The 12,328-nt window shown below is 74.6% G+C and carries 13 protein-coding genes and 1 tRNA gene; 11 read left to right on the top strand and 3 right to left on the bottom strand.

All coding sequences use genetic code 11. The features are described 5' to 3' along the window. From ACWFNE_RS18090 to ACWFNE_RS18045, 10 genes are all read left to right on the top strand, one after another. A complete protein-coding gene (locus ACWFNE_RS18090) occupies positions 1 to 339 on the top strand; it encodes an NAD(P) transhydrogenase subunit alpha (protein ID WP_452123810.1) in 339 nt (112 codons plus the stop codon). Then, positions 336 to 1,781, top strand: a complete 1,446-nt coding sequence (locus tag ACWFNE_RS18085) for an NAD(P)(+) transhydrogenase (Re/Si-specific) subunit beta (protein WP_452123809.1) — start codon at positions 336 to 338, stop codon at positions 1,779 to 1,781. The genes ACWFNE_RS18090 and ACWFNE_RS18085 overlap by 4 nt, the downstream gene beginning before the upstream one ends. 234 nt (positions 1,782 to 2,015) lie before the next feature. Beyond that, a complete protein-coding gene (gene eno / locus ACWFNE_RS18080; RefSeq protein ID WP_452123808.1) occupies positions 2,016 to 3,299 on the top strand; it encodes a phosphopyruvate hydratase in 1,284 nt (427 codons plus the stop codon). Positions 3,300 to 3,707: 408 nt separating this feature from the next. Continuing rightward, the gene (locus tag ACWFNE_RS18075) at positions 3,708 to 4,223 is read left to right on the top strand and encodes an FtsB family cell division protein (protein WP_452123807.1); all 516 of its coding nucleotides are present in this window, start codon (positions 3,708 to 3,710) and stop codon (positions 4,221 to 4,223) included. A 116-nt stretch (positions 4,224 to 4,339) separates the two neighbouring features. Further along, positions 4,340 to 4,819, top strand: coding sequence for a DUF501 domain-containing protein (locus tag ACWFNE_RS18070; RefSeq protein WP_452123908.1), 480 nt, complete (start codon positions 4,340 to 4,342; stop codon positions 4,817 to 4,819). Positions 4,820 to 4,861: 42 nt separating this feature from the next. Further along, positions 4,862 to 5,815, top strand: a complete 954-nt coding sequence (locus ACWFNE_RS18065) for a Ppx/GppA phosphatase family protein (RefSeq protein WP_452123806.1) — start codon at positions 4,862 to 4,864, stop codon at positions 5,813 to 5,815. A 107-nt stretch (positions 5,816 to 5,922) separates the two neighbouring features. After that, a complete protein-coding gene (locus ACWFNE_RS18060; protein WP_258724040.1) occupies positions 5,923 to 6,252 on the top strand; it encodes a PadR family transcriptional regulator in 330 nt (109 codons plus the stop codon). Next, positions 6,249 to 7,448, top strand: coding sequence for an HAAS signaling domain-containing protein (locus tag ACWFNE_RS18055; protein WP_452123805.1), 1,200 nt, complete (start codon positions 6,249 to 6,251; stop codon positions 7,446 to 7,448). The genes ACWFNE_RS18060 and ACWFNE_RS18055 overlap by 4 nt, the downstream gene beginning before the upstream one ends. A 152-nt stretch (positions 7,449 to 7,600) precedes the next feature. Next, on the top strand, positions 7,601 to 9,214 hold the full coding sequence (locus tag ACWFNE_RS18050; protein ID WP_452123804.1) for an NAD(P)/FAD-dependent oxidoreductase: 1,614 nt from the start codon (positions 7,601 to 7,603) through the stop codon (positions 9,212 to 9,214). A gap of 82 nt (positions 9,215 to 9,296) precedes the next feature. Next, positions 9,297 to 9,370: transfer RNA gene (locus ACWFNE_RS18045), tRNA-Leu, on the top strand. A gap of 129 nt (positions 9,371 to 9,499) precedes the next feature. Here ACWFNE_RS18045 and ACWFNE_RS18040 read toward each other — a convergent pair. After that, positions 9,500 to 10,045, bottom strand: coding sequence for a carboxymuconolactone decarboxylase family protein (locus ACWFNE_RS18040; protein WP_452123803.1), 546 nt, complete (start codon positions 10,043 to 10,045; stop codon positions 9,500 to 9,502). Positions 10,046 to 10,202: 157 nt separating this feature from the next. On the opposite strand from ACWFNE_RS18040, the gene ACWFNE_RS18035 reads away from it, so the two are divergent. Then, positions 10,203 to 11,063: an AraC family transcriptional regulator gene (locus tag ACWFNE_RS18035; protein WP_452123802.1), complete on the top strand. Its 861-nt coding sequence runs from the start codon at positions 10,203 to 10,205 to the stop codon at positions 11,061 to 11,063. Between the two features lie 112 nt (positions 11,064 to 11,175). Here the strand turns inward: ACWFNE_RS18035 and ACWFNE_RS18030 are convergent, their stop codons facing one another. Together ACWFNE_RS18030 and ACWFNE_RS18025 are read right to left on the bottom strand one after the other, a co-directional pair. After that, positions 11,176 to 11,724, bottom strand: coding sequence for a MarR family winged helix-turn-helix transcriptional regulator (locus ACWFNE_RS18030; protein ID WP_452123801.1), 549 nt, complete (start codon positions 11,722 to 11,724; stop codon positions 11,176 to 11,178). Between the two features lie 46 nt (positions 11,725 to 11,770). Further along, on the bottom strand, positions 11,771 to 12,196 hold the full coding sequence (locus ACWFNE_RS18025; protein WP_452123800.1) for a PLDc N-terminal domain-containing protein: 426 nt from the start codon (positions 12,194 to 12,196) through the stop codon (positions 11,771 to 11,773). Between the last annotated feature and the right edge of the window lie 132 nt (positions 12,197 to 12,328).

Here is a 12,328-nt window from a genome sequence, read left to right as displayed (position 1 = left end):
ATGAGCGCCGAGCTGCTCAGCAACCTGGCCCTGTTCGTCCTCGCGCTGCTCGTCGGCTTCGAGGTGATCAGCAAGATCCCCGCGACGCTGCACACGCCGATGATGTCCGGCGCGAACTCGATCCACGGCGTCGTGCTCGTGGGTGCGATCCTCGTCGCGGCCGTCGCCGACGACCCGCTCGCGTACGTCCTGACGTTCGTCGCCGCGGCGTTCGCCGCGATGAACGTGGTCGGCGGGTACGTCGTGACCGACCGGATGCTCGAGATGTTCCGGGCCCGCCCGAGGCCGGTCGCCGCTGCCCCGGACGCCGCCCCGACCGAGTACGGGGCGGCGCGATGAACGGCGAGGCGCTCCCGCTGCTGGACGCCGTCGTGCGCGTCGTCTACCTGGGTGCGGCCGTGACCTTCGTGCTCGGCCTGCACCTCATGCGATCCCCGGCGACCGCGCGGCGGGGCAACCTGCTCTCGGCGTCCGGCATGGTGGCGGCGGTGCTCGCGACCGTCGCGCTGGTCCTCGTGGGGGAGGGCGAGCAGGGCGGTGTCGTCCCGGTCGCGGGCGTGGCGCTCCTGGCGGGGACGGTCGTCGGCTCCCTCGCCGGGCTCGTGGGCGCGCGCCGCGTGCAGATGACCGCGATGCCGCAGCTCGTGTCCGTGTTCAACGCGGTCGGCGGCGGCGCGGCGGCGGTCGTCGGCATCGTCGACTTCCTGCGCCTGCACGGCGACGGCACGCTGACCGCGGGCGTCTGCGTGCCGGTCGTGCTCGACGTGGTCATCGGTGCGGTGACGTTCTCGGGGTCGCTGGTCGCGGCCGGGAAGCTCCAGGGCTGGGTCTCCGGTGCACCCGTCGCGTTCCCCGGCTCACGACTCGCGAGCATCGTGTCCGCCGCGGTCGCGCTCGTCGGGGGCGTCGGGGTCGTCGGGAGCCCCAGCGCGTGGCTGCTGTGGGTCGTGGTGCTCGCGGCGCTCGCGTTCGGCGTGCTCATGGTGCTGCCGATCGGCGGCGCGGACATGCCCGTCGTCGTCTCGCTGCTCAACGCGTTCACCGGGCTCGCGGTCGCGATGGCGGGCTTCGTCGTCGACAACCAGATCATGATCGTCGCGGGCGCCCTGGTCGGCGCGAGCGGCGCGATCCTCACCCAGCAGATGGCCGAGGCGATGAACCGCTCGGTGCTCTCGATCATGGTCGGCGGGTTCGGCACGGGTGACGCGGCCGCGGGCGACGACGCAGCGGCCGGGCCGGAGGGCCTCGAGGTCCGACGCGTCGGCGCCGAGGACGTCGCGATCCAGCTCGCGTACGCCCGCAAGGTCATCATCGTCCCCGGTTACGGCCTCGCCGCCGCCCAGGCCCAGCGCGAGTGCGGCGAGCTCGGCCAGCTGCTCACCGACCGCGGCATCACGGTCTACTACGCGGTGCACCCGGTCGCCGGCCGCATGCCCGGGCACATGAACGTGCTGCTCGCGGAGGCGGACGTGCCCTACCCGCAGCTGCTCGAGATGGACGAGGTCAACCCGGAGTTCGAGACCGCCGACGTCGCGCTCGTCGTGGGCGCGAACGACGTCACGAACCCCGCGGCGCGCCGGCCGGGCAACGCGATCTCGGGGATGCCGATCCTCGACGTCGACCACGCCCGCTCGGTCGTCGTGATCAAGCGCTCGCTCGGGCACGGGTACGCGGGGCTCGACAACGAGCTCTACGGCGACCCGAGGACGAGCATGCTGCTCGCGGACGCCAAGAAGGGCCTCGCCCAGATCCTCGCGGGGGTCAAGTCGTACGTGGGCTGACGCCGCGACCCGCGACCCGCGACCCGCGACCCGCGACCCGCGACGCGCCCGACGCGCGCCGCCCCGCAGTCCCGTCGACATGCCGTCGAACCCCCGCCCGGACCCCTCCGGGCGGGGGTCCGTCGCACGTGTCGCGGACGGGTGGGTGTCCACCTGTCCAAGGTCCCACCACGGGGTCGTCAGGACGGCACTAGGCTGAGGGCGCAAACCCACCCGTCTGTCGAAGGAGCACCCATGGCCAGCATCGAGGCCGTCGGCGCCCGCGAGATCCTGGATTCTCGCGGCAACCCCACTGTCGAGGTCGAGGTCGCTCTCGACGACGGCACCATCGCCCGCGCTGCCGTGCCCTCGGGCGCGTCCACCGGGGCGTTCGAGGCCGTCGAGCGCCGTGACGGCGTCAAGGACCGCTACCTGGGCAAGGGTGTCGAGGACGCGGTCAACGCCGTGATCGACGACATCGCGCCCGAGCTCATCGGCTTCGAGGCCACCGAGCAGCGCCTCGTCGACCAGGCCCTCATCGACCTGGACGGCACGCCCAACAAGGGCAAGCTCGGCGCCAACGCGATTCTCGGCGTCTCGCTCGCGGTCGCCAAGGCCGCGGCCGACTCGGTCGACCTGCCGCTCTTCCGCTACGTCGGCGGCCCGAACGCGCACGTCCTGCCGGTCCCGATGATGAACATCCTCAACGGTGGGTCGCACGCCGACTCCAACGTCGACATCCAGGAGTTCATGGTCGCGCCCATCGGCCAGGGCACGTTCCGTGAGGCCCTGCGCACCGGCACGGAGGTCTACCACTCGCTCAAGTCGGTCCTCAAGAGCGAGGGCCTCTCGACGGGCCTCGGCGACGAGGGCGGCTTCGCGCCGAACCTGCCGAGCAACCGCGCCGCGCTCGACCTGATCATCACGGCGATCGAGAAGGCCGGCTTCGTCCCCGGCAAGGACGTCGGTCTCGCGCTCGACGTCGCGGCCACCGAGTTCTTCCGGGACGGCGCCTACCAGTTCGAGGGCCGCGCGGTCGGCACCGAGGAGCTCGTCGCCTACTACAAGCAGCTCGTGACGGACTACCCGCTGGTCTCCATCGAGGACCCGCTGTCCGAGGACGAGTGGGACGCCTGGGCGCACCTGATGGGTGAGGTCGGCGACAAGGTGCAGATCGTCGGGGACGACCTGTTCGTCACCAACCCGGTCCGCCTGGCCAAGGGCATCGAGCTCCGCTCGGCGAACTCGCTGCTCGTCAAGCTCAACCAGATCGGCACGCTCACCGAGACGCTCGACGCCGTGACGCTCGCGCAGCGCAACGGCTTCACGACGATGATCTCGCACCGCTCCGGCGAGACCGAGGACACCACCATCGCCGACCTGGCCGTCGCGACGAACTCCGGCCAGATCAAGACGGGCGCCTCGGCGCGCGGCGAGCGGATCAACAAGTACAACCAGCTGCTCCGCATCGAGGAGGAGCTGGACGACGCCGGCCGCTACGCCGGTGCGAGCGCGTTCCCGCGCTGGAAGCAGGCCTGAGCCCTGCGCCTGAGGCGGCGGCGCTCGTGAGCGCCTGACGCTGCGGCACCCGGAGGCCGGCGACCCACGTGGTCGCCGGCCTCCGGCGCGTCCGGCCCCGGCTCGTCTGCCACGGACGGGTGACGGACACGGCCGGCGGCCCGCCTGCGCTGCGTGCGGCCCGGCCCGGGGCACAATCGACGCATGTCCCCGCGCCGCCCTGCCTCGCCGAGCCCGGGCAAGGGCGCCGGCTCGCGGGCGGGGGGAGCCGCGTCGCGGCCGAGCGGACCGCGCACGGGGGCGAACCGCGTCGTGAGCGGACGCCCGCCCGTGCCTCGCACCGGGTCGACGCCGGTCACGCCACGCGCGGCGACCCGCCCGTCGTCCCCTCGCCCCGCGTCGCGCGGAGCGTCGACGCCGCCCCGCGGGGTGCCCCGCACCGAGAGCGTGCAGGTCCGCGTGCCGCGGCTGTTCACGGTACGCGTCATGGTCCTGGGCGTCGTGAGCCTGCTCGCGTTCATCCTCGTCTTCCCGACCCTGCGCTCCTACCTCGCGCAGCGCGTCGAGCTCGAGCAGCTGCACCTCAAGGTCGCCGAGGCGCGTCAGCGCAACGAGGACCTCGAGGCGGACCTCGCGCGGTGGGACGACGAGCAGTACGTGATCGCGCAGGCGCGCGACCGGCTCGCGTTCGTGCTGCCCGGCGAGACGGCCTACCGGGTCCGCGACCCCGAGATCGTGCCCGAGCCGACGGCCCCGGAGATCGCGGCGCAGGGCAGCGGGCCGGTGCTCGGCGACGACTCGACGCAGCCCTGGTACTCGGTGGTCTGGGACTCGGTCCGGATCGCCGGGGAGGCCACGCTCGAGCCGGAGGCGGACGGGACGCAGCCCGCGCCGGGGGACAATGAGCAGGCGCCGGCCGGCGACGAGCCGGCCGCGACCCCCTGACCACCGACCCCCGCCGCGCGGGGGCGAGCCCGAACGGACGTCCCGTGAGCGAGAACCCCGCCGTCGGCACCGTCGACCCGAGCGACGTCCCGCGCGCGCGGACCGACGCGCCCGAAGTGTCCAGGGCCGACGTCGCCGTGCTCGCCGAGCAGCTCGGCCGCCCGCCGCGCGGGGTCGTCGGCATCGCCGCGCGCTGCGTGTGCGGGCGCCCGCTCGTCGTGCGGACCGCGCCGCGCCTGGACGACGGCACGCCGTTCCCGACGACGTACTACCTGACCTGCCCGCCCGCGGTGGCGGCCGTGTCGACGCTCGAGGCGAGCGGCCTGATGAAGGAGCTGACGGCGCGCCTCGCGGAGGACGACGCGCTCGCGCGCGCGTACCGCGGCGCGCACGAGGCCTACCTGCGCGACCGGGAGGCGCTCGGCGACGTCCCGGAGATCGCGGGCGTCTCGGCGGGCGGCATGCCGACCCGCGTGAAGTGCCTGCACGTCCTCGTCGGGCACGCGCTCGCGGCCGGCCCGGGCGTCAACCCCGTGGGCGACGAGGTGCTCGTGCTGCTGCGCGGCGCGTGGCGCCCGGACCGCTGCACCTGCTGAGCGGGCACGGCGCCCGGCGGCGCCGGGTGCGAGGATGCCGCCATGACGCGTGTGGCTGCCATCGACTGCGGGACCAACTCCATCCGACTCCTCGTCGCGGACGTCGACGTCGAGGCGGGGACCCTCGTGGACCTCGACCGCCGCATGGAGGTCGTCCGCCTCGGCCAGGGGGTCGACCGCACGGGCCGGATCGCCCCTGAGGCGCTCGCCCGCACGCTCGACGCGGCCACCCGGTACGGCGCGGTGTGCAGCGCGCTCGGCGTCGAGCGGATCCGCTTCGTCGCGACGTCCGCCTCGCGGGACGCCGAGAACCGTGCGGACTTCGTGGCCGGCGTGCGCGACGCGCTGGGCGTCGAGCCGGAGGTCGTCGAGGGCGAGGAGGAGGCGGCCCTGTCGTTCCGCGGGGCGACGGGCGTGCTCGCGGGCCGGCACCCGGGACCGTTCCTCGTCGTCGACCTCGGCGGCGGCTCGACCGAGCTCGTGCTCGGCACGGACACGCCCGAGGCCGCGTACTCGATGGACGTGGGCTGCGTCCGGCTCACGGAGCGCCACCTGCGCAGCGACCCCCCGACGGGCGCCGAGGTCGCGGCGGCGCGGGCCGACGTCGCGGCTGCGCTCGACGTCGCGGCGGGCGTCGTCCCGCTCGGCAAGGCCGTGACCCTCGTCGGCCTGGCCGGCTCGGTGACGACCGTGACCGCGCACGCGCTCGGCCTGCCCGCGTACGACCCGGCACGCATCGACGGGTCGGTCCTGCCGGTCGAGCAGGTCCTCGCGGCGTGCGACGACCTGCTCGCGCGCGACCGTGCGTCGCGTGCGGCGCTCGGGTTCATGCACCCGGGCCGGGTCGACGTGATCGGCGCCGGAGCGCTCGTGTGGCACGACGTGGTCGCCCGCGTGCGCGACGACGTGGCTGCGGCCGGGGGCGAGCTCACGCACGTGGTGACCTCCGAGCACGACATCCTCGACGGCATCGCCTGGAGCGCCGCGGAGCGCTGAGCGGCGCGCCGCGCCCGGGTAGCGCCTTCTGGCCGGTACTGCGCACTATGCAGTACTGTGCCGACTGCGGGTCCGGGGTCACCGGCGCGCGACCGGGGAGGACGGCCATGGACACGACGCAGCTGCTCAAGGGGGTCCTCGACGTCGCGGTGCTCGCCGTGGTCGCCGAGGAGGACGGCTACGGGTACGACGTCGTCCGCCGGCTGCGCGCCGCGGGGCTCGAGGAGGTCGGTGACGCCTCGGTGTACGGGACGCTGCGCCGGCTCTACTCGTCGGGCGCGCTGACGTCCTACGTCGTCCCGAGCGACGAGGGCCCGCACCGCAAGTACTACGGCATCAACGCTCAGGGCCGGGCGATGCTCGACGCGCAGCGCAAGGACTGGCACGAGTTCGCGCGGACCATGTCGCGCCTGCTCACGACGGAGGGTGTGCGATGAGCACCAGCACGGGGACCCACGCGGCCGACGTCGCCGGCTACGCGGCGGCGGTGCGGCGCCATCTCGCGGGGCTCTCGGCCGAGCAGGTCGAGGACCTGACGGACGGCCTCGAGGCGGACCTCGCCGACGCGGTCGCCGACCACGACGCGCGCGGGGCCGGGGCCGGCGAGCACGACCTCGTCGCGCGGTTCGGCGACCCGCGGGCCTATGCCGCCGAGCTCCGCACGTCCGCGGGCCTGCCTGAGCCGGGCGCGCCGGCCGGCGCAGTGAGCCAGGCGCTCGCGCGCCCGGCGCGGTTCGCACGCGAGCAGGCCGACCGTGCTCTCGCGGCGCTGCGCCCGCAGCCCTGGTGGGGACCGTTCGAGGAGCTCGCCCGCAGCATGCTGCCGCTCGCGTGGTTCGCCCGCGCCTGGGTGCTCTACCAGGTGCTGCGCGGGGTCCTCACCGGGTCCGAGCTCGTCTGGATGCCGCGCTCGTTCGGCGGCTGGGTCGCGCTCGCCGCGCTGACCGTCGTGAGCGTGCAGTGGGGTCGCGGGCTGTGGCAGCCCGGTGGGGCGGGCCGGTGGGTCCGCGGGGCGGCGACGGTCGTCGCGGCGCTCGCCGTCCTCCCGGTGGTCGGCACCGTGAGCGCGGACACCGAGCGCGTCCACGTGGTCTACGAGACGCAGACGCTGCCGGGCGCGACCGTGCCGCAGGACGGCGTCGTGGTCGACGGCGTGCCGGTGAGCAATCTCTTCGTGTACGACGCGCAGGGCAACCCGCTCCGCGACGTCCAGGTCTACGACGACCGGGGCCGCGCCGTGCGCACCACGTTCGACGACGGCCAGTCCGACTGGGCGCTGCCGGGCGTGCGGGAGCCGTGGTCGTTCGTGGCGGTCGCGGACGTCGACGGGCGCCAGCGCTGGAACGTCTTCCCGCTGAGGGGAGCGCCCAGCAGCGAGTTCGAGTGGGACGAGGACGCCGGGTACGTCCTGGTCGGCGAGAGCCGCACGCCGCCGATGCCGTTCGCCAAGGCGCCGTCCCTCGTGCTTCCCGGCGATACCCCGAGCACCGTGACCCCGTCGACCCCGTCGACCCCGTCGACCCCGGAGCCGACGACGGCCGGTGCCGGCACGGGCGACGGCGCGGGCCAGGCCGGCGCCGGGACCGCCGGCGTCGACCCCACCGCGGCGGCGGAGCCCTCGTCGCAGCCCTGACGCAGGGCCGGGCGACGCACCGGGCGCCGACGTGCGGCGTCGCCCGCCCGCTCGGCGCGGGTCCCCGGGGGCGCCCCGCACGAGCGGGCGCTGTGCCCAGGATCACGGGCCGCGCGCTCGCTGCGGCCAACGGGCGGCGTTACCGTGATTCCATGTCTCACGATGCGTCGACCACGGTGGACAGCGGGCCTCGCACAGGCCCCGACAGCGCCCACGCGGGGCAGCGCGGGAAGCCTCGCAAGGTCCCCCGTGTCGTCGTCCTCGGGGGCGGCACCGTCGGCCTGTACGCGGCTCGGCGGCTGCGCAAGCGGCTCGGCAAGCGTGAGGCGGCCATCGTCGTCGTCGACCCGCGTCCCTACATGACCTACGCGCCGTTCCTGCCCGAGGCCGCCGCCGGCAGCATCGACCCGCGCAACGTCGTCGCACCGCACCGTCGCGCGTTCAAGCACGTCGACGTCCTGCAGGGCAAGGTCACCGAGATCCGGCACGCGGACCGCACCGTGCAGATCACGCCCGCCGAGGGCGACTCGTACTGGATCACGTACGACCACCTCGTCGTCGGCCTCGGCTCGGTCGCGCGCACGCTGCCCATCCCCGGCCTCGCGGACATGGCGATCGGCTTCAAGAACGTCGAGGAGGCCATCGCCGTCCGCAACCACGTGCTCGGGCGCATCGACCTCGCGTCGAGCACCTGGGACCCGGACCTGCGCAAGAAGATGCTGACGTTCACGTTCGTCGGCGGTGGGTTCGCCGGTGTCGAGGCGCTCGCCGAGGTCGAGGACATGGCCCGTGCGGCCGTCCGGTACTACGGCGCCATCGAGCAGGAGGAGCTGCGGTTCGTGCTCGTCGAGGGCTCGCCGCGCATCCTCCCCGAGGTCAGCGAGGAGCTCGGCGGGTACACGCTCGAGCAGCTCCGCAAGCGCGACATCGAGATCCACCTCTCGACGTTCCTGAGCTCGTGCGTCGACGGTCACGTCGTGCTGTCGAGCGGTGTCGAGTTCGACTCCGAGACCATCGTGTGGACCGCCGGCGTCAAGGCCAACCCGGTGCTGCAGAACTCGGACCTCCCCCTGGACAAGATGGGCCGCGTCATCTGCCTGCCGACGCTCCAGGTGGCCGACGAGAACGGCAACGTCGTCGCCGACGCGTACGCCGCCGGCGACTGCGCCGCGGTGCCCGACCTGTACAACCCCGGCAAGTTCTGCCCGCCGAACGCCCAGCACGCGCTGCGCGAGGGCAACCACCTGGGCGACAACCTCGCGCGCGTGCTGAGCTCGGCGCCCGTCACGGAGTACAAGCACCGCAACGTCGGTGCGGTCGCGTCGCTCGGCATGTACAAGGGCGTCGCGCAGATGTTCGGCAAGATCAAGGTCCGCGGCTTCCCGGCGTGGGTCCTGCACCGCACGTACCACGTGTTCGCGATGCCGACCGTGAACCGCAAGATCCGCATCATGGCCGGCTGGACGGGTTCGCTGCTGCTGCGCCGCGAGGTCGTCGCGCTCGGTGCGCTGCAGGACCCGCGCGCCGAGTTCAAGGCCGCAGCCGCCCCGCCGAAGCCGAAGGCGGGCGGTGTCGAGGCCGACAACGCCGCGACGAAGCGCGAGTCCTCGCCCGAGCACGCGGCCGACTCCGGCGGCCCGGACGCCGCCGCGGTCACGTCGCACGGCCGCGCGGACGAGAACCCGCCCGGTGCGTCCTCGGCGCTGACCTCGGCCGGGTCCCCGGCGTCCGACCCGACCGGGACGGGCGACGCGTCGAAGGCCTGAGCGCACCGCACGACGAGCGCGGCCCCCGTGTCCTGCCGGCACGGGGGCCGCGCTGCGTCCTGCGCCTGGCAGGATGAGCGCGGCCCCCGTAGCCCAACCGGCAGAGGCAACCGGCTTAAACCCGGTCCAGTGCGGGTTCGAACCCCGCCGGGGGCACCGGCACGATGCCGGGTCACGGGCGCCGGGTCACCGGCGCCGGGCCTGCTCTGCACCCTGCCGCGGGTACAGGCGCCCGTCGCACGCCGCCGGTGGGCACGCGCACCTCGCCGGTGCCGTCGGCCCGGGTCAGCCCGCGCGGCGCAGCCCGACCACGGGGAAGTCGACGGGCACGGCGAGCGCGATGTTCACGTAGTTCGTGAACAGGTTGAGCGCCACGTGCGCGAGGACCTCGACGACGTGCTCGTCGCCCCAGCCCTGGTCGCGGACGGCCTGGACGTCCTCGGCGGTGACCTGGCCGCGCTGCTCCACCACGGTCAGTGCGAAACGGAGCAGCGCCGCGGTGCGGGGGTCGTCGGAGTCGCCGTCCTGCGCGGCGGCGAGCGCCTCGCGCGACACGCCGGCCTTGCGCCCGAGCGCGGTGTGCGCGGCGAGGCAGTACTCGCACGCGTTGCGGTTCGCGACGGCGACCGCGATCTGCTCGCCGACGGCGGCGCCGAGCGTGCCGCCCGCGAGCGCCCCGAACGAGCCCCACAGGCTGGTGAGCGCGGCGGGGGACTGCGCGACGGCCCGGAACATCGTGGGCACGGTGCCGAACGCGCCGTGGATCTCGTCGAGCTGCGCGCGGACGGTGCCGGTCGCGGACTCGCGGGCGACGAGGGGGACGTGCGACATGGTGTTCTCCTGGTGTCGTGGTGCGGTGTCGTGGTGCGGTGTCGCTGCCCGGTCCGGGTGGCGACGTGCTCCTAGGCTGCCGTGTCCGGCCGGACGAAAAGAGGCAGATGCTCCGCGGTACGTACCAGATCGTCCAGCGACCTGGCACAGTGGTCGGGTGCCCCACCTCGACCGGCTCTCGCCCCTGCTCGACCGCTTCCGAGTGCGCACGCGCCTGTTCCACGCCGGGCCGCTGTGCGGGGTCACGACGTTCGCCGCGCAGCCCGGTCGTGGGTTCCTGCACGTGCTGCGCGACGGCGAGATGGACCTGACGCACCAGGGTCCCGGCGGCCGGCTCGAGACGGTGCACGTCGACAGGCCCAGCCTGCTGCTCTACCCGCGGCCGCTCGAGCACGCCTTCCGCACCGCACCCACGGAGGGCGCCGACTTCGCGTGCGCGACGCTCGACTTCGACGGCGGCGCGACCCACCCGCTCGTCCGGACGCTGCCGCCCGTGCTCGTGATCCCGCTCGACGCGGTCGCCGGCCTCGGCACCGCGCTGGACCTGCTGTTCGCCGAGGTCGACGCCGTGCGCTGCGGCAGCCGCGTCGTCGCGGACCGGCTGTTCGAGGTCGTGCTCGTCCAGCTGTTCCGTTGGCTGCTCGACCACACCGAGGACCTCGCGCTGCCCGCGGGGCTGCTGCCGGGCCTCGCCGACGAGCGCCTCGCCCGCACACTCGTCGCCGTGCACGAGTCCCCGGGCCGGCCGTGGACGCTCACCACGATGGCCCGCGAGGCGACCATGTCGCGCAGTGCGTTCGCCGCGCGCTTCCGGGAGGCCGTCGGGCAGCCGCCCGCCGAGTACGTGACGCGCTGGCGGCTGACCGTGGCGCAGGACCGGCTGCGCGCGGGCGCGTCGGTGGCGGCCGTCGCGGCGGAGCTCGGCTACGCGAGCCCGCCGTCGTTCTCGCGGGCCTTCACCCAGGTGCTCGGCTGCTCGCCGCGCGCGTGGCTCGCCGCCGTGGGGGACGCCGCCTGAGGGAGCGTCCGAGGGGGCGGGGCGGCCGGGCAGGGCGGGGCTGGGCCGGAGCAGGGTGGTGCGGCGGGCCGGGACGCCGTCATCCGGGCGAGCGGCGCCCGACCCGCTGCCGTCAGCGCGCGGACGCGTCGGGCGCCGGCTCCGAGGGGAACGTCGACCCCGGGTCCACCCGGCTCATCACGGCGGCACCGATCGCGCGCAGCTGCTCGAGCTGGTCCGGCGCGAGGGCGTCGATGACGAGCCGGCGGGCCTCCTCGACGTGTCCCGGCGCACTGCCGACGGTCTTCGCGAGGCCCTCGTCGGTCAGGATCGCGTTGGTCGCGCGGGCGTCGACCGTCGAGCGCTCCCGGCGGATGAAGCCGGCCCGCTCGAGCCGCTTGGCGACGTGCGAGAGGCGCGACAGCGAGCCGTTGGTCAGCTGCGCGAGCTCGCTCATCCGCAGCGTCCGGTCGGGCTGCTCCGAGAGCATCGCGAGCACCATGTACTCGTAGAACGACAGCCCGGCGTCCCGCTGGAGCTGGGCGTCGAGCGCGCCCGGCAGCGTGATGGTCATGGCCGAGAGCGCGAGCCACGCGCCGCGCTCGGCGGGGGTCAGCCAGCGCGGCTCCGCCGTCGGGCTCGCGCCGGCGTCCTCCGGGGTCCGGTCCTGCGGCTCGCTCACGGGGTCCTTCCGGGGCTGGTGGCTGCCGTCGCGGCCGGCGTAGGGCTCACGGTCGTGCGGGCGGCGCGTCCGGGCGGTCCGGGTCCGCGTCCGGAGGCGTGTCGTCGAAGCGCCGCTCGCGTGCCCGCAGGTCCGCCTCCCAGTCGCGCAGCATCCGCTCGTGCGTGTCGTCGGACCTCCGCACGCTCGCGAGGAACTCGGGGTCGTCGTCCGGAGCGAGCGGCCGGGGCCGCTCGTACTCCGGGAAGCCCGCGGTCGCGGTGCTCGGCCACGGGACGTTCCGGGAGCGGGCGCTGCGCTCGGGGCGGCCGGCGACGAGCCACGCGATCGCGCCCACGATCGGCACGACGACGATGAGCAGCACCCACAGCGGCTTGGGCAGGTTGCGCACGAGCACCGAGTCGGTCTGGATGCAGTCGATCAGGCAGTACACCAGCAGTGCCAGCTCGAGGAGGTACGGCAGGTAACGCACGACGGCCCTTTCCCACGGCGAGACGCATCCGTGCGGGAGCGCCAGGAGCACCGTAGGGGAGCGGGTGGTGCGCTGTCAGGCGCCTGGGTGTGCGGTGCCACCGGATCACCCGCAGGCGCGCGGGACCGGTGA

It is taken from the genome of Cellulomonas sp. NPDC055163 (assembly GCF_053607065.1).
This window is presented reverse-complemented; position numbering and strand designations above follow the sequence as displayed.

Excerpts from the sequence above, each read along its gene's own strand:
- ACWFNE_RS18090 (WP_452123810.1), top strand. The coding sequence starts at position 1 with ATGAGCGCCGAGCTGCTCAGCAACCTGGCCCTGTTCGTCCTCGCGCTG.
- ACWFNE_RS18085 (WP_452123809.1), top strand. The coding sequence starts at position 336 with ATGAACGGCGAGGCGCTCCCGCTGCTGGACGCCGTCGTGCGCGTCGTC.
- eno (WP_452123808.1), top strand. The coding sequence starts at position 2,016 with ATGGCCAGCATCGAGGCCGTCGGCGCCCGCGAGATCCTGGATTCTCGC.
- ACWFNE_RS18065 (WP_452123806.1), top strand. The coding sequence starts at position 4,862 with ATGACGCGTGTGGCTGCCATCGACTGCGGGACCAACTCCATCCGACTC.
- ACWFNE_RS18060 (WP_258724040.1), top strand. The coding sequence starts at position 5,923 with ATGGACACGACGCAGCTGCTCAAGGGGGTCCTCGACGTCGCGGTGCTC.
- ACWFNE_RS18055 (WP_452123805.1), top strand. The coding sequence starts at position 6,249 with ATGAGCACCAGCACGGGGACCCACGCGGCCGACGTCGCCGGCTACGCG.
- ACWFNE_RS18050 (WP_452123804.1), top strand. The coding sequence starts at position 7,601 with ATGTCTCACGATGCGTCGACCACGGTGGACAGCGGGCCTCGCACAGGC.
- ACWFNE_RS18040 (WP_452123803.1), bottom strand. The coding sequence starts at position 10,045 with ATGTCGCACGTCCCCCTCGTCGCCCGCGAGTCCGCGACCGGCACCGTC.